Annotated in this window: 17 protein-coding genes; 1 reads left to right on the forward strand and 16 read right to left on the reverse strand. The window is 55.5% G+C overall.

Annotated features, from left to right (window positions below; all coding sequences use genetic code 11):
• Nucleotides 1-46 precede the first annotated feature (46 nt).
• From ybgE to sdhC, 12 genes are all read right to left on the reverse strand, one after another.
• Nucleotides 47-337 (reverse strand): cyd operon protein YbgE, encoded by a 291-nt coding sequence (gene ybgE / locus ACDO57_RS11490; protein ID WP_008501100.1) that lies wholly within the window; start codon nt 335-337, stop codon nt 47-49.
• A complete protein-coding gene (gene cydX, locus ACDO57_RS11495; protein ID WP_003858598.1) occupies nt 337-450 on the reverse strand; it encodes a cytochrome bd-I oxidase subunit CydX in 114 nt (37 codons plus the stop codon). Before cydX ends, ybgE begins: the two co-directional genes overlap by 1 nt.
• 14 nt (nt 451-464) lie before the next feature.
• On the reverse strand, nt 465-1604 hold the full coding sequence (gene cydB / locus ACDO57_RS11500; protein ID WP_023334940.1) for a cytochrome d ubiquinol oxidase subunit II: 1140 nt from the start codon (nt 1602-1604) through the stop codon (nt 465-467).
• Between the two features lie 15 nt (nt 1605-1619).
• A complete protein-coding gene (cydA, locus tag ACDO57_RS11505) occupies nt 1620-3188 on the reverse strand; it encodes a cytochrome ubiquinol oxidase subunit I (protein WP_048990050.1) in 1569 nt (522 codons plus the stop codon).
• A gap of 730 nt (nt 3189-3918) precedes the next feature.
• Nucleotides 3919-4788 (reverse strand): succinate--CoA ligase subunit alpha, encoded by an 870-nt coding sequence (gene sucD, locus ACDO57_RS11510; protein ID WP_014169173.1) that lies wholly within the window; start codon nt 4786-4788, stop codon nt 3919-3921.
• On the reverse strand, nt 4788-5954 hold the full coding sequence (sucC, locus tag ACDO57_RS11515; protein ID WP_006809579.1) for an ADP-forming succinate--CoA ligase subunit beta: 1167 nt from the start codon (nt 5952-5954) through the stop codon (nt 4788-4790). Before sucC ends, sucD begins: the two co-directional genes overlap by 1 nt.
• Before the next feature lie 117 nt (nt 5955-6071).
• A complete protein-coding gene (odhB, locus tag ACDO57_RS11520; RefSeq protein ID WP_008501093.1) occupies nt 6072-7292 on the reverse strand; it encodes a 2-oxoglutarate dehydrogenase complex dihydrolipoyllysine-residue succinyltransferase in 1221 nt (406 codons plus the stop codon).
• Nucleotides 7293-7306: 14 nt separating this feature from the next.
• Nucleotides 7307-10114, reverse strand: coding sequence for a 2-oxoglutarate dehydrogenase E1 component (sucA, locus tag ACDO57_RS11525; protein ID WP_032649515.1), 2808 nt, complete (start codon nt 10112-10114; stop codon nt 7307-7309).
• A gap of 233 nt (nt 10115-10347) precedes the next feature.
• On the reverse strand, nt 10348-11064 hold the full coding sequence (gene sdhB, locus ACDO57_RS11530; RefSeq protein ID WP_008501090.1) for a succinate dehydrogenase iron-sulfur subunit SdhB: 717 nt from the start codon (nt 11062-11064) through the stop codon (nt 10348-10350).
• A 15-nt stretch (nt 11065-11079) separates the two neighbouring features.
• Nucleotides 11080-12846: a succinate dehydrogenase flavoprotein subunit gene (gene sdhA / locus ACDO57_RS11535; RefSeq protein WP_024908800.1), complete on the reverse strand. Its 1767-nt coding sequence runs from the start codon at nt 12844-12846 to the stop codon at nt 11080-11082.
• The gene (gene sdhD, locus ACDO57_RS11540; protein ID WP_008501088.1) at nt 12846-13193 is read right to left on the reverse strand and encodes a succinate dehydrogenase membrane anchor subunit; all 348 of its coding nucleotides are present in this window, start codon (nt 13191-13193) and stop codon (nt 12846-12848) included. Before sdhD ends, sdhA begins: the two co-directional genes overlap by 1 nt.
• Complete coding sequence (sdhC, locus tag ACDO57_RS11545) at nt 13187-13591, reverse strand: succinate dehydrogenase cytochrome b556 subunit (RefSeq protein WP_020684965.1); 405 nt, start codon at nt 13589-13591, stop codon at nt 13187-13189. The genes sdhD and sdhC overlap by 7 nt, the downstream gene beginning before the upstream one ends.
• Before the next feature lie 639 nt (nt 13592-14230).
• Here sdhC and ACDO57_RS11550 point away from each other — a divergent pair.
• Entirely contained in the window at nt 14231-15514 is a 1284-nt protein-coding gene (locus ACDO57_RS11550) for a citrate synthase (protein WP_023334930.1), read from the forward strand.
• Between the two features lie 97 nt (nt 15515-15611).
• Here ACDO57_RS11550 and nei read toward each other — a convergent pair whose 3' ends face one another.
• From nei to pxpB, 4 genes are read right to left on the reverse strand one after another with little or no spacing between them, the layout of a single operon-like run.
• A complete protein-coding gene (nei, locus tag ACDO57_RS11555; protein ID WP_370883989.1) occupies nt 15612-16403 on the reverse strand; it encodes an endonuclease VIII in 792 nt (263 codons plus the stop codon).
• An 18-nt stretch (nt 16404-16421) separates the two neighbouring features.
• A complete protein-coding gene (gene pxpA / locus ACDO57_RS11560; RefSeq protein ID WP_370883990.1) occupies nt 16422-17162 on the reverse strand; it encodes a 5-oxoprolinase subunit PxpA in 741 nt (246 codons plus the stop codon).
• On the reverse strand, nt 17149-18081 hold the full coding sequence (gene pxpC, locus ACDO57_RS11565) for a 5-oxoprolinase subunit PxpC (protein WP_024908804.1): 933 nt from the start codon (nt 18079-18081) through the stop codon (nt 17149-17151). The genes pxpA and pxpC overlap by 14 nt, the downstream gene beginning before the upstream one ends.
• Nucleotides 18075-18731, reverse strand: a complete 657-nt coding sequence (gene pxpB / locus ACDO57_RS11570) for a 5-oxoprolinase subunit PxpB (RefSeq protein ID WP_032649521.1) — start codon at nt 18729-18731, stop codon at nt 18075-18077. Before pxpB ends, pxpC begins: the two co-directional genes overlap by 7 nt.
• Nucleotide 18732 lies beyond the last annotated feature (1 nt).

Raw genomic sequence — 18732 nt, forward strand, 5'->3', positions numbered from 1 at the left:
TTTTATGGGCTCGGGTAAGCCCATAACGTTAACGGACATTTCTTATTCAGAAGAAGAAGAAAATCAAACCGGCGAGAAGCACCAGATCGGCAATCAGCGGGCAAAAAATTCCCTGCCAGTGAACGGCTTTCGGACGAAAGCCCACGCCGTGGATCACACCTGCACACACCGCCCACATGATGAGGAAGCCGTGCCAGATTTCAAGCTCGCTGGTTTTCGCTGCAAAGCGCGAAGGGTCCCAGAAGATACAACCTGCCAGCAGTAATGCCATCACTAAAGAAAGCGCCCGTAACGGGCGCTTGTCCATTACCGCGTAAAGTTTCGCGATAATATTCATCAGTGTTTTTCTTCACCCGCTTTGGTCGCTTCTACGTGCTCAAGCGCCAGGGCAGTGATGACACCAAATGCACAGGCAAGAAGCGTCCCTAAAATCCATGCGAAATACCACATATTCAGCTCCTTACTTAGTACATAGAGTGGGTGTTGCTTTCGATATGTTCTTTCGTGATGCGACCGAACATTTTCCAGTAACACCAGATGGTGTAGGCCAGAACAATCGGAACGAATACGCAAGCAACATATGTCATCAGGTTCAGCGTCATATGGCTGGACGTTGCATCCCACATGGTCAGGCTAGCATTCAGCATGGTGCTGGATGGCATGACGAATGGGAACATCGCAATACCCGATGTCAGGATGATGCACGCCAGGGTCAGTGATGAGAACACGAACGCCAGAGCGCCTTTCTCCAGACGGGACGTCAACACGGTCAGCAGCGGCAGCAATACGCCCAGAGCCGGAATAGCCCACAGCGCAGGGGTATTGTTAAAGTTCACCAGCCATGCACCTGCCTGACGCGCCACTTCTTTGGTCAGCGGATTAGACGGCGCAGTATGGTTAATCGCAGACGTCACCACGTAGCCATCAATGCCGTACACCACCCACACACCAGCCAGTGCGAAGCAGACCAGCGTGACCAGCGCAGCGACCTGAGCCGTCGCGCGAGAACGCAGGTGCAGTTCACCAACCGTACGCATCTGCAGGTAGGTTGCGCCCTGAGTGATGATCATCGCCACGCTCACTACGCCGGCCAGCAGACCAAACGGATTCAGCAGCTGGAAGAAGTTACCGGTGTAGTAGAGACGCATGTACTCGTCCAGGTGGAACGGCACGCCCTGCAGCAGGTTACCGAACGCCACGCCGATGACCAGCGGTGGAACGAAGCTACCGATGAAGATGCCCCAGTCCCACATGTTGCGCCAGCGGGTGTCTTCAATCTTGGAACGGTAGTCGAAACCGACCGGACGGAAGAATAAAGAAGCCAGCACCAGAATCATCGCCACGTAGAAGCCGGAGAACGCAGCCGCGTAGACCATCGGCCAGGCAGCGAACAGCGCGCCGCCTGCGGTGATCAGCCACACCTGGTTACCGTCCCAGTGAGGGGCGATGGAGTTGATCATGATTCGACGCTCGGTGTCATTACGACCGAGGAAACGGGTGAGCATCCCCACCCCCATGTCGAAACCATCCGTGACGGCGAAACCGATCAGCAGAACGCCGATCAACAGCCACCAGATAAAACGCAATACTTCATAATCGATCATTTGATGACTCCTGTCTTAGCGTGCCGGCTGAGTAGTCGCAGTGGACTGCTCGTAGTGATAGCGACCGGTTTTCAGGCTGCTTGGGCCAAGGCGCGCGAACTTGAACATCAGGAACAGTTCAGCCACCAGGAACAGGGTGTACAGACCACAAATCAGCAGCATGGAGAAGATAAGGTCGCCCGCTGTCAGGGAGGAGTTCGCTACCGCCGTTGGCAGTACCTCACCAATCGCCCATGGCTGACGGCCATACTCCGCCACAAACCAGCCGGATTCGATTGCGATCCACGGCAGTGGAATACCGTACAGCGCAGTGCGCAGCAGCCATTTTTTCTCGCCGATGCGGTTGCGAATCACGGACCAGAATGACGCCGCAATGATCAGCAGCATGATGATGCCGCAGCCCACCATGATACGGAATGCGAAGTACAGAGGCGCAACGCGTGGAATCGAGTCTTTGGTTGCCATCTGGATCTGTGCTTCTGTCGCATCAGACACGTTCGGGGTATAGCGCTTCAGCAGCAGACCGTAACCCAGATCTTTCTTCACGTTGTTGAACTGATCGCGAACGGCCTGGTCGGTAGAACCGGCACGCAGCTGTTCCAGCAGCGAGTAGGCTTTCATACCGTTACGGATACGCTCTTCGTGCTGAACCATCAGCTCTTTCAGCCCCGTCACCTGCTTATCAACAGAACGGGTGGCGATGATACCCAGCGCGTAAGGGATCTGAATCGCGAAGTGGTTTTGCTGCGCGTCCTGATCCGGAATACCGAACAGCGTAAAGGCCGCAGGCGCCGGTTGGGTTTCCCATTCGGCTTCGATAGCGGCCAGTTTGGTTTTCTGCACGTCACCCATTTCGTAACCGGATTCATCACCCAGAACGATAACAGAGAGGATTGCAGCCATACCGAAGCTTGCCGCGATAGCAAAGGAGCGCTTAGCAAACGCGAAGTCACGACCGCGCAGCATGTAGTAAGAACTGATACCTAGGATAAACATTGCGCCGCACACATAGCCAGAAGCGACGGTGTGAACGAATTTAACCTGCGCAACCGGGTTCAGGACCAGCTCGGCAAAGCTGACCATCTCCATACGCATGGTTTCGAAGTTGAAATCAGACGCGATCGGGTTCTGCATCCAGCCGTTCGCCACCAGGATCCACAGCGCGGACAGGTTCGAACCTAATGCCACCAGCCAGGTCACCGCCATATGCTGGACTTTACCCAGACGGTCCCAACCGAAGAAGAACAGACCTACAAAGGTGGATTCGAGGAAGAATGCCATCAGACCTTCAATGGCCAGCGGCGCACCGAAGATATCCCCTACATAGTGGGAATAGTAAGACCAGTTAGTCCCGAACTGGAACTCCATAGTCAGACCGGTTGCCACGCCCAGTGCGAAGTTGATACCAAACAACTTGCCCCAGAACTTGGTCATATCTTTATAAATCTGTTTGCCGGAGAGAACGTATACCGTTTCCATGATGGCCAGCAGGAACGCCATACCGAGCGTCAGTGGCACAAACAGGAAGTGGTACATCGCGGTCAAGGCAAACTGTAAGCGCGACAGTTCGACTATATCTAACATCATGACTCCTTGCTCATCGCATGAAGACTCCGAGAGTGAACCCCGTCAGAAAGAGATCCACACGCATGCCCCAATACAAATTATTCGCATCCTTGTCGTCGTTATTACCCTGAAGGAGGATAAAAACGATGACGTGAGGTTACAAATACGTTAATAAAAAACTCAAATTGATCCCGCAAATATAATACGCTGCAAAACCCTTACAATAAACAGGTTTTTATTGAATCACATTTACGTTTTTCGACGGTGATCAATTTATAGCAAAATTACCACTTTTCGGCCATTTTGATCGCGGACAATTTAGCGCCTTTTGGTGTGTTTTTCCAAACATTAAACATTGATTTAAATCAAAAACAATCCGTTATGTTAATTGTGTTTTGATGCGGTGAACATAGTAAAGACCATGTTAAAGATATGTATATAAAATACAATTAAGGTTATCGAATCGACGGGTGAATATAAACAGAAGTGATTTTTATTAACTTAGTAGTCTGAATGCCGATTTATTCAGGACATAAATTTTAGTGGGTTTTTCGTTTTTTTCCATCTGCTCTCTTTAAGGTAAATAAATAACAATTATTTTACTTTTACATCCTCTCTAATTAACACCTGTTTGTGACTATTGCATGACGCCCGGCAGGCAATAAAAAAGGCCGCTTTACAGCGGCCAACCATGTCGAAACGGACATTTTTATACTTCAACGCTCCCCTTTCGGGGAGCAGAGAGGACTTACTTAATGATGGATTTCAGTGCTTCGCCGATATCCGCCAGACTGCGAACGGTTTTCACGCCTGCGGCTTCCAGCGCTGCGAATTTCTCATCAGCCGTACCCTTACCACCGGCGATGATCGCGCCTGCGTGACCCATACGCTTGCCTTTCGGCGCAGTCACACCCGCGATGTAACCCACTACTGGCTTGGTCACGTGTTCTTTGATGTAAGCAGCCGCTTCTTCTTCCGCGCTACCACCGATCTCACCGATCATCACGATCGCTTCGGTCTGTGGATCTTCCTGGAACATCTTCAGGATGTCTATGAAGTTAGAGCCCGGGATCGGGTCACCGCCGATGCCCACGCAGGTGGACTGGCCGAAGCCGTAATCGGTGGTCTGCTTAACGGCTTCATAGGTCAGGGTACCGGAACGGGACACGATGCCCACTTTGCCCGGCTTGTGAATGTGGCCCGGCATGATGCCGATTTTGCATTCGCCCGGGGTGATAACGCCAGGGCAGTTCGGGCCGATCATGCGCACGCCTGCTTCATCCAGCTTCACCTTCACGGTCAGCATATCCAGCGTCGGGATGCCTTCAGTGATGGTGATGATCAGTTTGATGCCTGCGTCGATCGCTTCCAGGATGGAGTCTTTGCAGAACGGTGCCGGAACGTAGATCACGGTCGCGGTTGCGCCCGTTGCTTCTACGGCTTCCCGCACGGTGTTGAACACCGGCAGGCCCAGGTGGGTGGTGCCGCCTTTACCTGGCGTTACGCCGCCAACCATCTGCGTACCGTAGGCAATCGCCTGTTCGGAGTGGAAAGTCCCCTGGCTACCGGTGAAGCCCTGGCAGATAACCTTGGTATCTTTATTAATTAAAACTGACATTATTTCCCCTCCACTGCGGCAACAACCTGCTGAGCTGCATCCGTCAGACTTTTCGCTGCAATAATATTCAGGCCGCTGTCAGCCAGTTTTTTCGCGCCGAGTTCAGCGTTGTTACCTTCCAGACGTACAACAACCGGAACGTTAACACCCACTTCTTCTACCGCACCGATGATACCGTCGGCGATCAGGTCGCAACGGACGATACCGCCGAAGATGTTAACCAGAACGGCCTTCACGTTGTCGTCGGAGAGAATGATCTTGAACGCTTCGGTTACGCGCTCTTTGGTTGCGCCACCGCCCACGTCGAGGAAGTTTGCTGGCTCACCGCCGTGCAGCTTAACGATGTCCATGGTGCCCATCGCCAGGCCCGCACCGTTAACCATGCAGCCGATGTTGCCGTCCAGCGCCACGTAGTTCAGCTCCCACTGTGCAGCCTGCGCTTCACGCGGATCTTCCTGAGACTGATCGCGCATTTCGCGCAGATCCGGCTGGCGGAACAGCGCGTTGCCGTCAGCGCCCAGCTTGCCGTCGAGGCAGATCAGGTCGCCCTGGGTGGTGATCACCAGCGGGTTAATTTCGATCAGCGCCAGATCGCGCTCCAGGAAGATGGTTGCCAGACCCATGAAGATCTTGGTGAACTGCTGAACCAGTTTACCTTCCAGACCCAGTTTGAACGCCAGCTCGCGACCCTGGTAAGGCATTGGGCCCGCCAGCGGATCGATAGCCACTTTGTGGATCAGGTGCGGGGTCTCTTCCGCCACTTTTTCGATTTCCACGCCGCCTTCGGTAGACGCCATGAACACCACGCGACGGGAGCTACGGTCAACAACCGCGCCCAGGTACAGTTCTTTCGCGATGTCGGTCGCCGCTTCAACCAGGATCTGGTTAACCGGCTGGCCGTTCGCGTCTGTCTGGTAGGTCACCAGACGCTTGCCGAGCCAATGTTCAGCAAACGCACGAATCTCTTCTTTACTCTTAACAACCTTCACACCGCCCGCTTTACCACGGCCACCAGCGTGAACCTGACACTTAACTACCCATGGGCCGGAACCGATTTTAGATGCAGCTTCTTCTGCTTCACGCGGGGTAGTACAGGCATAACCCACCGGAGCCGGTAAGCCATACCGGGCAAACAGCTGTTTGGCCTGATATTCATGTAAGTTCATGTGTTCTATCCATCCTTCAGGGTAATCGTTATCTTCAAACCTGTAGACCGGCGCAGTCTGTGTGCCGGATGGCGCTACGCTTATCCGGCCTACAGGGCAGGTGATGCTAAATAGTTACTAGACGTCCAGCAGCAGACGCGTTGGATCTTCCAGCAGCTCTTTAATCGCTACCAGGAAGCCCACGGACTCGCGGCCGTCGATCAGGCGGTGGTCGTAAGAGAGCGCCAGATACATCATTGGCAGGATCTCAACTTTACCGTCTACCGCCATCGGGCGATCTTTAATGGCATGCATACCCAGGATCGCGCTCTGCGGCGGGTTAATGATCGGGGTAGACATCAGCGAGCCGAATACGCCGCCGTTGGTAATGGTGAAGTTACCGCCGGTCAGATCGTCTACGGTCAGCTTGCCGTCGCGGCCTTTAACAGCCAGCTCTTTAATGTTTTTCTCGATGTCAGCCATACCCAGGGTATCCACATCACGCAGAACCGGCGTTACCAGACCACGTGGGGTAGAAACCGCCATGCTGACGTCGAAATAGTTGTGGTAAACCACGTCATCGCCATCGATAGACGCGTTCACTTCCGGGTAGCGTTTCAGCGCTTCAACTACCGCTTTCACGTAGAAGGACATAAAGCCCAGACGGATACCGTGACGTTTTTCAAACGCGTCACCATACTGCTTACGCAGGTCCATGATTGGCTTCATGTTCACTTCGTTGAAGGTGGTCAGCATCGCGGTGGAGTTTTTCGCTTCCAGCAGACGCTCGGCCACGCGCTTACGCAGGCGAGTCATCGGCACGCGTTTTTCGCTGCGGGCGCCCAGAGCAGGCTGAGCTGCTGGTGCTGCCGCTGGGGCTTTCGCTTCTGCCTGAGCAGGCGCTTTCGCCAGGTGTTTGTCGATGTCTTCGCGGGTCAGACGTCCGCCTACACCGGTGCCTTTGATGGCTGCCGGGTCAAGGCTGTGTTCTGCCAGCAGGCGACGGATCGCCGGGCTGAGGGCGTCGTTAGACTGTTCTTCCAGAGAAGCCTGCTGGCGCTGAGCCGGCGTAGAGGCTTTCTCTTCAGACTTCGCGCTGGACTCTTTGCCCGCGCTGTTGCCTTCACGCAGGCGACCCAGGATCTGACGAGAGGTGACGGTGGTACCTTCATCTTCCAGCACCGCGTCCAGAACGCCATCCGCCGAAGCCGGTACTTCCAGTACCACTTTGTCAGTTTCGATTTCTACCAGCACTTCATCGCGCTTAACGGCATCGCCTGGTTTTTTGTGCCAGGTAGCGACGGTCGCATCTGCTACGGATTCAGGCAGGTCGGGAACAAGAATATCTACGCTACTCATTTTGTATCCTTTAATTAATCGACGTTCAGCGCGTCATTGACCAGATCTTGTTGCTGCTTCTGGTGAACGGACATATACCCTACCGCCGGAGAGGCGGAGGCCGGGCGACCTGCATAACGCAGGGCTGACCCAAATGGAATCACTTCACGGAAATGATGCTGGCTGCAGTACCATGCGCCCTGGTTGAGCGGCTCTTCCTGGCACCAGACAAAATCATGTACGTGAGCATATTGTTTCAGCACTTCCTGCATCGCCTGATGCGGGAACGGATAAAGCTGTTCGATACGCACGATGGCGACATCTTTCTGATCGTTCTTGCGGCGCTGTTCCAGCAGGTCGTAATAAACCTTACCAGAACACATCACCACGCGCTTCACGCCCTGCGGATCCAGCTCGTCAATTTCGCCAATGGCTGGCTGGAAGGTACCGTTCGCCAGTTCTTCCAGGCTGGACACCGCCAGCGGATGACGCAGCAGGGATTTCGGCGACATCACCACCAGCGGACGACGCATACCGCGCAGCGCCTGACGACGCAGCATGTGGTACACCTGAGCCGGAGTAGACGGCACGCAGACCTGCATGTTCTGCTCGGCGCAGAGCTGCAGATAACGTTCCAGACGCGCGGAGGAGTGCTCCGGACCCTGGCCTTCATAACCGTGCGGCAGCAGCATTACCAGGCCACACATACGGCCCCACTTCTGCTCGCCGGAGGAGATGAACTGGTCGATAACCACCTGCGCACCGTTGGCGAAGTCACCAAACTGCGCTTCCCAGATGGTCAGGGTGCGTGGTTCAGCGGTGGCGTAGCCGTATTCGAAGGCCAGTACCGCTTCTTCAGACAGCACGGAGTCCCAGACCTTGAACTGGCCCTGACCGTTGTGCACGTGCTGCAGCGGGGTGTAGGTTGAACCGTTGGACTGGTTGTGAACAACCGCGTGACGGTGGAAGAAGGTACCACGGCCCGCATCTTCACCGGACAGACGAACAGGAATGCCTTCGTCAACCAGCGTTGCGTAAGCCAGCGTTTCCGCGCCGCCCCAGTCGAACAGCTTCTCGCCTGCCGCCATGGACTGACGGTCAGCGTAGATTTTCTGCACGCGAGACTGCATCTCGATAGCGTCCGGTACGGTGCTGATGCGTTTAGCCAGCTCCTGCAGGCGCTTCATCTCAACCTTGTTCGGGTAGCTCTCATCCCACTCGTGGTTGAGGTACGGGGACCAGGTAAAGGAGTGCATGTTCATCGGACGCAGCTCTTTCACCACGCATTCACCCGCATCCAGCGCGTCGCGGTAGAGGTTGACCATTTCGGTCGCATCTTCCAGCGTCGCCACTTTGTCGCTCTCCAGCTTGTCAGCATAGATTTTGCGCGGGGTCGGGTGTTTTTTGATTTTCTGGTACATCAGCGGCTGGGTTGCACTTGGCTCATCCGCTTCGTTGTGGCCGTGACGGCGGTAGCAGAAGAGGTCAATGAACACATCGCGTTTAAAGGTATTACGGAAGTCCAGCGCCAGACGGGTAACGAAAGCAACGGCTTCCGGGTCATCCGCGTTAACGTGGAAGATCGGCGCCTGTACCATCTTACCGATGTCGGTGCAGTACGGGGTAGAACGCGCATCCAGCGGGTTAGAGGTGGTGAAGCCCACCTGGTTGTTGATCACGATGCGAACGGTACCGCCCACTTCGTAACCACGCGCTTTCGACATGTTCAGGGTTTCCTGAACCACGCCCTGCCCTGTTACCGCCGCATCACCGTGGATGGTGATTGGCAGCACTTTATTGCTGCTTGGCTCGTCCAGACGATCCAGACGCGCACGTACGGAACCGATAACCACCGGGCTGACGATTTCCAGGTGTGACGGGTTAAACGCCAGCGCCAGGTGAACCAGACCGCCTTCGGTTTCGATATCAGACGAGAAGCCCATGTGGTACTTCACGTCGCCGGTGCCGAGGTGTTCTTTATGTTTGCCCGCGAATTCGTCGAACAGGTCCTGTGGTTTTTTACCCAGCACGTTGACCAGTACGTTCAGACGACCGCGGTGCGCCATACCCAGTACCACTTCACGGGTACCGCTCTTGCCTGCGTGACGAATCAGCTCTTTCAGCATCGGCACCAGCGCGTCGCCGCCTTCCAGCGAGAAGCGTTTTGCGCCCGGGAATTTCGCGCCCAGATAACGCTCAAGCCCTTCCGCTGCGGTCAGTTCGTTCAGGAAGCGTTTTTTCTCGTCAGCCGAGAAGGTCGCGTGGCCCGCTACGGATTCGATGCGCTGCTGGATCCAGCGTTTCTCTTCGGTAGAGGTAATGTGCATGTATTCCGCGCCGATGGAGCCGCAGTAGGTTTGCTTGAGCGCGTCAATCAGATCGCCCAGCTTCATCGTGTCTTTGCCGATGGCAAAGGAACCTACGTTAAAGCTTTCCTGGAAATCGGCCTCGGTCAGATCGTGATACGCCGGATCGAGATCGGCCACACGGTCTTGTTTCCACAGTCCCAGCGGATCGAGATTCGCATGCTGGTGACCGCGGAAGCGATAAGCGTTGATAAGCTGCAGGACTTTAACCTGCTTCGCATTGGTGTCAGGGTCGGAAATCGCAGAAGAGTAACGTGAGGCATCCTTCGCCAGACGACGGAAATAATCACGTGTTTTGGAATGGAATTGATCCGGTTTGACCCCTGTGCCAGGCAACTGCTGGAACATGGAACGCCAGTTTGCGTCCACTGAGTCAGGATCGGTTAAGAAGTCTTCATAGAGCTGTTCTATCCAGCTCTGGTTCGCACCAGAGAGGTAAGAAGAGTCCAGCCAGGCTTTCATTGCGCCGTTCTGCATCGTGATCCCTTAAGCATTTTTATGCTTACTTTCGCCGTAGAAACTACCACGCACACCGCGTGTACGTGCCGGGGTTCACCTGCGAGCTCTTTTCATTTGGCCCGCGAAGGAACCTTTAGAAACTGTCTGGACTTCAGGGTAGTACAGGGCAGTTTTTAAAGGTTTCTGCAATCTGTTCCCTCTCCCTTTGGGAGAGGGTCAGGGTGAGGGGAACAGCGCTCCCCTCTCACTACTTACGCACTGCGCTGCAGCAGCATCGACTTAATATGGCCGATGGCGCGCGTCGGGTTCAGCCCCTTCGGACACACACTGACGCAGTTCATGATGCTATGGCAGCGGAATACGCTGAAAGCGTCACTCAGTCCTTCCAGACGGCTGTCGGTTTCGGTGTCGCGGCTATCGATCAGGAAGCGATAGGCAGCCAGCAGACCGGCCGGGCCGATAAACTTGTCCGGGTTCCACCAGAACGACGGGCAGGACGTTGAACAGCATGCGCAGAGAATACACTCGTACAACCCATCGAGTTTTTCACGCTGCTCTGGAGACTGTAAGTGCTCGCGAGCGGGTGGATTTTGCCCATTATTCAATAAGTAAGGCTTAATCTTCTCATATTGTGCATAGAATTGCCCCATGTCTACCACCAAATCACGCACAACCGGCAGGCCTGGCAGAGGACGGATAACAATTTTCTGACCAGGACGCTGCAACGCTGAAATTGGCGTGATGCAGGCCAGGCCATTTTTGCCGTTCATGTTCACCCCGTCAGAGCCACAAACCCCTTCACGGCAGGAGCGGCGGAACGACAGCGTTGGATCTTTTTCTTTCAGCTGGATTAACGCATCCAGCAGCATCATGTCGCGACCTTCTTCCGCTTCCAGGGTGTAGTCCTGCATGCGCGGAGCGTCATCAACATCCGGGTTATAACGATAAACTGAGAATTCGAGTTTCATTATCCTGTCTCCGCATTAGTAAGTACGAATCTTCGGCGGGAACGCCGGACGCAGTTTCGGTTCCATATTGACGCTACGACGCGTCATGGTTTCCGACTCTGGCAGATACAGGGAATGGCACAGCCAGTTTTCGTCATCACGCTCCGGGAAGTCGAAGCGGCTATGCGCGCCACGGCTTTCGGTACGGAAGTTTGCCGACATCGCCGTCGCGAACGCGGTTTCCATCAGGTTATCCAGCTCCAGGCACTCAACGCGCTGGGTGTTGAACTCGCTGGAGGTGTCGTCCAGACGGGCATTTTTCAGACGCTCGCGGATAGCTTTCAGTTGCTCAAGGCCTTTGGCCATCGCATCGCCTTCACGGAATACCGAGAAGTTGTGCTGCATGCATTCCTGCAGCGCTTTACGGATTTCCACCGGATCTTCGCCGTTACGGTTACCGTTCCAGCGGTTGAGACGCTCAAGAGAGGCATCAATTTCGTCGTCGGTTGCATCACGCAGCGCGCCCTGCTCGGCAATAGATTCCTGCAGATGCAGACCCACTGCGCGACCAAACACTACCAGGTCCAGCAGGGAGTTACCGCCCAGACGGTTTGCGCCGTGTACGGATACGCAGGCAATTTCGCCTACTGCGAACAGACCAGGAATAACCACGTCTTCGCCCTGCTCGTTCACGGTCAGCGCCTGACCGGTCACTTTGGTCGGAATACCGCCCATCATGTAGTGGCAGGTTGGGATAACCGGAATCGGCTCTTTCACCGGGTCGACGTGTGCAAAGGTGCGGGAGAGTTCCAGGATGCCCGGCAGACGGGATTCCAGCACTTCTTTACCCAGATGGTCGAGTTTCAGCTTCGCGTGTGGACCCCATGGGCCATCACAGCCGCGGCCTTCACGGATTTCGATCATGATGGAACGCGCCACCACGTCACGACCCGCCAGGTCTTTCGCATTCGGGGCATAACGCTCCATAAAGCGCTCGCCGTGTTTGTTCAGCAGGTAACCACCTTCACCGCGGCAACCTTCTGTTACCAGAACGCCCGCACCGGCGATACCGGTTGGGTGGAACTGCCACATCTCCATATCCTGCACCGGCACGCCCGCGCGGATAGCCATACCGACACCGTCACCGGTGTTAATGTGGGCGTTAGTGGTGGACTGATAAATACGGCCTGCGCCGCCGGTCGCCAGCACGGTCGCGCGGGCTTTGAAGTAAACCACTTCACCGGTTTCGATGCACAGCGCGGTACAACCAACAATTGCGCCATCGGCGTTTTTCACCAGATCCAGCGCATACCACTCGGAGAAGATGGTGGTGTGGTTTTTCAGGTTCTGCTGATACAGGGTGTGCAGCAGCGCATGACCGGTACGGTCAGCCGCCGCCGCGGTACGTGCCGCCTGCTCGCCGCCGAAGTTTTTCGACTGGCCGCCAAACGGACGCTGATAGATAGTGCCGTTTTCCAGACGGGAGAACGGCAGACCCATATGGTCCAGCTCCAGAATCGCTTCCGGGCCGGTTTTACACATATATTCGATGGCATCCTGGTCGCCGATGTAGTCGGAACCTTTTACCGTGTCATACATGTGCCATTCCCAGTTGTCTTCATGGGAGTTACCCAGCGCAACGGTGATACCGCCCTGCGCAGACACGGTGTGGGAACGGGTCGGGAAAACTTTAGAGAGCAGCGCACAGGTCTGGCCGCTCTGGGAAATTTGCAGTGCGGCACGCATACCTGCGCCACCGGCACCAATCACAACAGCATCAAATTCTCTGACTGGCAGTTTCATTACACACCCCACACCACAACGAATCCATAAATAACGTAAACCACCAGTGCAACCACAATGGCCAGCTGCAGCGGGAGGCGAATCGCCAGCGGTTTAACGTAATCGGTCAACACCTGCCACATACCAATCCAGGCATGAATAAGGATGGAGAACAGAGCCAGCAGGGTGAACACTTTGGTGAAGGCGGATCCGAAGAACCCACTCCAGATTTCCCACGTCAGCGTGCCGCTGGTCGCGAAGAAACCGATCATATAGATGATGTAAAGGGTGAGAACGATGGCGGTAGCACGGACCAGGATGAAGTCATGTACGCCGTTGCGTCCTAATGCGGAGGCGTTGCTTACCATACGAGAACTCCTGCGAGAAGTGAAAGCACGACTGTAATCACAAATGAAATGTTAGCGGAGCGTTTCCCGGCTTCGAAAGTCTCTTCCAGATAGCCAAAGTCCATCAGCATATGGCGAACACCCACGACGACGTGGTACGCCAGCGCGGTCAGAATGCCCCACATGATGAATTTCACGAAGAAGCTGTTCATGATGGCAGAGGCCTGGAGGAATCCTTCAGGGGAAGAGAGGCTGGTGCCCAGTAACCACAGCAAAATACCGACCGCCACAAACGTAATCACACCAGAAACACGGTGCAGAATGGACGCTATTGCTGTTACAGGGAACCGGATCGTTTTGAGATCCAGATTGACAGGTCTTTGTTTTTTCACATTTCTTATCATGAATAACGCCCACATGCTGTTCTTATTGTTTCCTTCCTCCGGACTGCGATGCGGGTCAAGCAGCGTTCCTTTTCTATAACTGCGCGTCATGCAAAACATTGCTTCCAGATGCTAAAACGACACGTTACAACGCTGGGTGGCTCGGGATTGCAGGGTGTTCCGGAGACCTGGCGGCAGTATAGGCCGTTCACAAAATCATTACAATTAACCTACATACAGTTTGTCGGGTTTTCTCTGGAACAGTGATCAGGGTCACGATAACAACATCTTTTTAATTTTTAATCATCTGATTTGACAAATGTTAAACAATATTGTTACAAACGTCATCAGAAAAGGCATATAATGCGCAAAAGTTATGAGGTCTCACTTTCACCTGACAAATAGTTATGTAACAGTGTGATGGTATTGACCGAAGTTATCAGGACAGTTATTAGTGATATACAGGTTTGAATAATTCGGACTGCAAAAACGCTGATTTGCTGTTGTTTCACTGATATTTCATTCGTTTACCTGCAAGGCGCCATAGCTCTGTACCCTGGTTTGTCCTCGTGAGCTGAGCGGTAAGCCAAATAACAATCTGGTAACGGTGATTTACAGCTGAAAGCAAATCCGGTGAAGCGCAGTCTTAAGCATAAGGCGCTAAGGAGACCGTAAATGGCTGATACAAAGGCAACGCTCACCCTAAATGGTGACACTGCTATTGAACTGGATGTGCTAAAAGGCACGCTCGGTCAGGATGTTATTGATATCCGTACGCTGGGTTCTAAAGGTGTGTTCACCTTTGACCCTGGATTTACCTCTACCGCATCTTGCGAATCCAAAATCACCTACATTGACGGTGACGAAGGTATCCTGCTCCATCGCGGCTTCCCCATCGATCAGTTAGCCACCGAATCCAACTATCTGGAAGTGTGCTACATCCTGCTGAACGGCGAAAAACCGACGCAGGCCCAGTACGATGAATTCAAAACCACCGTGACCCGTCACACCATGATCCATGAGCAGATTACCCGTCTGTTCCATGCGTTCCGTCGTGACTCTCACCCAATGGCGGTGATGTGCGGGATTACCGGTGCGCTGGCGGCGTTCTACCACGACTCCCTTGACGTGAATAACCCGCGTCACCGTGATATCGCGGCGTTCCGCCTGCTGTCCAAAATGCCTACCATGGCGGCGATGTGCTACAAATACTCCATCGGCCAGCCGTTTGTGTATCCGCGCAACGACCTCTCCTACGCGGGTAACTTCCTGCGCATGATGTTCTCCACGCCGTGCGAAGAGTACGAAGTGAACCCGGTACTGGAACGTGCGATGGACCGTATTCTGATCCTGCACGCTGACCACGAACAGAACGCCTCTACCTCTACCGTCCGTACCGCGGGCTCTTCAGGCGCGAACCCATTCGCCTGTATCGCTGCGGGGATCGCCTCCCTGTGGGGACCGGCGCACGGCGGCGCGAACGAAGCGGCACTGAAGATGCTGGAAGAGATCAGCACCGTTGAGCACATTCCTGAGTTCGTGCGTCGTGCGAAAGACAAGAATGACTCCTTCCGCCTGATGGGCTTCGGTCACCGTGTTTACAAAAACTACGACCCGCGCGCCACCGTCATGCGTGAGACCTGCCACGAAGTGCTGAAAGAGCTGGGTACCAAAGATGACCTGCTGGAAGTGGCGATGGAGCTGGAACACATCGCGCTGAACGACCCGTACTTCATCGAGAAGAAACTCTACCCGAACGTCGATTTCTACTCTGGCATTATTCTGAAAGCGATGGGCATTCCGTCTTCCATGTTCACCGTCATCTTCGCCATGGCCCGTACCGTAGGCTGGATTGCGCACTGGAACGAAATGCACAGCGAAGGCATGAAAATTGCCCGTCCTCGTCAGCTGTATACCGGCTACGAGCAGCGTGATTTTAAGTCTGATATTAAGCGCTAAACAACGTTGGGTGCGGCCTGATGCCCTCACCCCGGCCCTCTCCCACAGGGAGAGGGAGAAAACATTAAAAACGGCAACTTTCGTTGCCGTTTTGCTTTTATTTCTGGCAGTGCGGGCACCAGTAAAAGGGTCTCGAAGAGAGCATAATCTTGTCGATAATCCCGCCGCATCGCTCGCACATTTTCCCCTCCCGGTGAAACACCTTGAACCGGAACAGCGCCCCGTGATGCTTGTTCTCATCCACCACGCCGCGCGTGTTATACGACAGCCGCGGAATATCCAGCAGCGCGTGGGATAACGCGTCCAGCTGTTCATCATTCAGCTGAGACGCTTTGTGCTGCGCCGCCAGCCCGACTTCCCAGAGGATCTCTACCCGCAGGTAGTTGCCCAGCCCGGCCAGAAAGGCCTGGTCGAGGAACAGGCCGGAAAACTGCCGGTTACGGAATGTGGGCGATAGCAGCCGGGCCTTCACATCGCTCGCCGTCAGGCGCTTGTCCAGCACGTCCGGCCCGACACGCTGCAGAAACGGGTGCGTCAGCAGCTGCTCCGGCGTTAACATTTCGATATCCGACGCGCTATAGAGCAGGATCGCCTTATCCGCCGTTTGCAGCCTGACGCGCAGCACGCGGGTGGTTTGCGGCTGCTCGTCCGCCTCCACCACGCGCCAGACGCCGTAAAGCTGGTTATGGCTATATAACGTCAGGTTATGGGAAAAATGCGTGAGCAACGCTTTGCCGCGCGTTTCAATATGGGTCACCGTCTGCCCCACCAGCTGTGATTCAAACGGTTTTAGCTGAGGAAAAGCAAACCAGACATGCGTCAACGGTTTGCCCTTTATCGCCGCCTCCAGGCTATCCGCCGCGCGGCGGATCTCCGGACCTTCTGGCATGTTATTGTCCTTTCATGATTATTCTGCGCTGACCAGAATGCCCTCTTCAGAGAACGCCGCCCGCAAGCGGCGCGCGAACTGGAGCGCATGCTCGCCGTCGCCGTGTAAACATACCGTATCAGCCTGAACGTTTGCCTGTGTGCCATCCACGGCGGTCACCCGCCCGGCGCGCACCATCTCCAGCGTCTGCGCCAGCGCTTTAGCTTCGTCGGTAATCAGCGCCCCGGCCTGTGTACGTGGAACCAGGCTGCCGTCCGGCAGGTATCCCCGGTCGGCAAACACTTCCTGACGGGTGGTCAGGCCCAGCCGCTGTCCGGCACGAATAAGCTCGCTACCCGCAAGGCCTACCAGAATCAGCTGCGGATTACAGTCCCGTACCGCGCGGGCAATCGCCCCCGCCAGCGCCGGATCTTTCGCCGCCTGGTTATAGAGCATACCGTGCGGCTTCACGTGGCGCAGCACGCCGTTCTCAGCGCGCACCATCGCCTCCAGCGCGCCGATCTGGTAGAGCACCTGAGCGTAGACCGTCTCCGGCGGCAGATCCATCGCCGTGCGGCCAAAGTTTTCCCGGTCAGGGAAGCTCGGATGAGCGCCAATCGCGACACCGTTTTTGATGGCATTACGCACGCTCTCCAGCATGGTTTGCGCATCGCCCGCATGAAAGCCACAGGCGATGTTGACCGAGGTGACCAGCGTCATCAGCACCGCATCGGCGCTGCTGCCCTCGCCCAGATCGGCATTCAAATCAATCTTTACCATCAAGCCTCCACGCCAGCTGTTCGAGATAACGCTGCTGATCCTGCCGCGCCTTCAGCGCCTCTTCCAGTGAACACTGCACGAAGTGAATCGGCTGTCCGAGGGGAATTTGCGCCAGATGGTAGCGATCGGCTTCAATGATGCAGGCAATTCGCGGGTAACCGCCGGTCGTCTGCGCGTCGTTCATTAACACGATCGGTTGCCCGTTGCCTGGAACCTGAATAACCCCAGGCAGTAAACCGTGGGAGAGCAGTTCCCGGTCAGTCGTGCGGGTCAGCGGTTGCCCCTGAAGACGGTAGCCCATGCGGTTACTCTGCGGACTGAGCTTCCACGGCGAGCGCCAGAAGGACTCTTTGGAAGCCTCGTCAAACTCATGATATTCCGGCCCCGGTAAGGCGCGGATCTGGTTTCCCCACAGCAGCTGTTTTACGCCCTGCGCGGTCGAGAAATGGCGTGCCGAGGGCTTGATTGCCAGCCGATCGCCGTCGCGCAGCAAACGCCCTTCATGACCGCCGATCCCGGCTTTCTGATCGGTACTGGATGAGCCCAGCACCTCAGGCACGTCGATGCCGCCCGCCACCGCGAGATAGCTACGCACACCGTGCAAAGGACGCTTTAAGGTCAGACGCTGTCCGGCTTTCGCCCGTAGCCGCCAGCCGGTCCAGACCGCTTTACCATCCAGCGTCGCGTCACACCCTGCGCCAGTTAAGGCAAACCAGGTCTCCTGACTAAACTCAATGACGCACTGGCCGAGCGTAATTTCGAGCGCGGCCGTATTGCCGGGGTTGCCCACCAGCACGTTAGCAATCTCCAGCGCCGGCCTGTCCAGCGCGCCACAATAGCTCACGCCAGACTGGCGCATACCAAAGCGGCCCGCATCCTGTACGGAGGTATAAAGCCCGGCGCGAATAAGCGTTAACATACCCCCTCCTTCTGCGGGATAAAGCGAAGGGTATCGCCGGGACGCAGGAGTATTGGCGTCTCCAGCCCCGGGTCAAATAACGGTGTGGCGGTATGCCCAATAAGCTGCCAGCCGCCGGGCGATGTCAGCGGATAAACGCCGGTCTGCTCGCCGCCGATAGCCACCGTCCCCGCCGGTACGCTCAGGCGCGGTTCGGCACGACGTGGCGTATGCAGCTGAGGGGCTAATCCCCCCAGATACGGGAATCCGGGCTGAAACCCCAGGAACCAGACCACGTAGTCAACCGAGCTGTGCAGCTCAACAACCTGCTTTGCTGTTAAACCACAGTGGTCTGCCACCACGTCGAGATCCGGTCCCCCCGTGCCGCCATACACGACCGGGATCTCGATGGCACGCGATTCCGGCTCCAGCGCCTCACTCTCTTCCCACCAGCGCTGCAAACGTTCGATGGCATCCAGCGCCAGCGTATGCGGGCTACGCAGCACCACGGTGATGTTATTCATCCCCGGAATGGCTTCAACCACTTCCGGCAGATCGACCAGACGCTGGGTTAGCCGCCAGATACGTTTTTGCGTGGCAAGGGTCACCGGCGGCTCGAGCTCCAGAACCACTGCCGTTTCTCCCAGAAGATAACAACGCGCTCGCTGCACT

Source organism: Enterobacter cloacae complex sp. 2015409, from assembly GCF_041365315.1.
GTDB lineage: Bacteria > Pseudomonadota > Gammaproteobacteria > Enterobacterales > Enterobacteriaceae > Enterobacter > Enterobacter pseudoroggenkampii.

Coding starts and splice junctions, on each gene's coding strand:
- ybgE (WP_008501100.1), bottom strand. CDS start 337: ATGAATATTATCGCGAAACTTTACGCGGTAATGGACAAGCGCCCGTTA.
- cydX (WP_003858598.1), bottom strand. CDS start 450: ATGTGGTATTTCGCATGGATTTTAGGGACGCTTCTTGCCTGTGCATTT.
- cydB (WP_023334940.1), bottom strand. CDS start 1,604: ATGATCGATTATGAAGTATTGCGTTTTATCTGGTGGCTGTTGATCGGC.
- cydA (WP_048990050.1), bottom strand. CDS start 3,188: ATGTTAGATATAGTCGAACTGTCGCGCTTACAGTTTGCCTTGACCGCG.
- sucD (WP_014169173.1), bottom strand. CDS start 4,788: ATGTCAGTTTTAATTAATAAAGATACCAAGGTTATCTGCCAGGGCTTC.
- sucC (WP_006809579.1), bottom strand. CDS start 5,954: ATGAACTTACATGAATATCAGGCCAAACAGCTGTTTGCCCGGTATGGC.
- odhB (WP_008501093.1), bottom strand. CDS start 7,292: ATGAGTAGCGTAGATATTCTTGTTCCCGACCTGCCTGAATCCGTAGCA.
- sucA (WP_032649515.1), bottom strand. CDS start 10,114: ATGCAGAACGGCGCAATGAAAGCCTGGCTGGACTCTTCTTACCTCTCT.
- sdhB (WP_008501090.1), bottom strand. CDS start 11,064: ATGAAACTCGAATTCTCAGTTTATCGTTATAACCCGGATGTTGATGAC.
- sdhA (WP_024908800.1), bottom strand. CDS start 12,846: ATGAAACTGCCAGTCAGAGAATTTGATGCTGTTGTGATTGGTGCCGGT.
- sdhD (WP_008501088.1), bottom strand. CDS start 13,193: ATGGTAAGCAACGCCTCCGCATTAGGACGCAACGGCGTACATGACTTC.
- sdhC (WP_020684965.1), bottom strand. CDS start 13,591: ATGTGGGCGTTATTCATGATAAGAAATGTGAAAAAACAAAGACCTGTC.
- ACDO57_RS11550 (WP_023334930.1), top strand. CDS start 14,231: ATGGCTGATACAAAGGCAACGCTCACCCTAAATGGTGACACTGCTATT.
- nei (WP_370883989.1), bottom strand. CDS start 16,403: ATGCCAGAAGGTCCGGAGATCCGCCGCGCGGCGGATAGCCTGGAGGCG.
- pxpA (WP_370883990.1), bottom strand. CDS start 17,162: ATGGTAAAGATTGATTTGAATGCCGATCTGGGCGAGGGCAGCAGCGCC.
- pxpC (WP_024908804.1), bottom strand. CDS start 18,081: ATGTTAACGCTTATTCGCGCCGGGCTTTATACCTCCGTACAGGATGCG.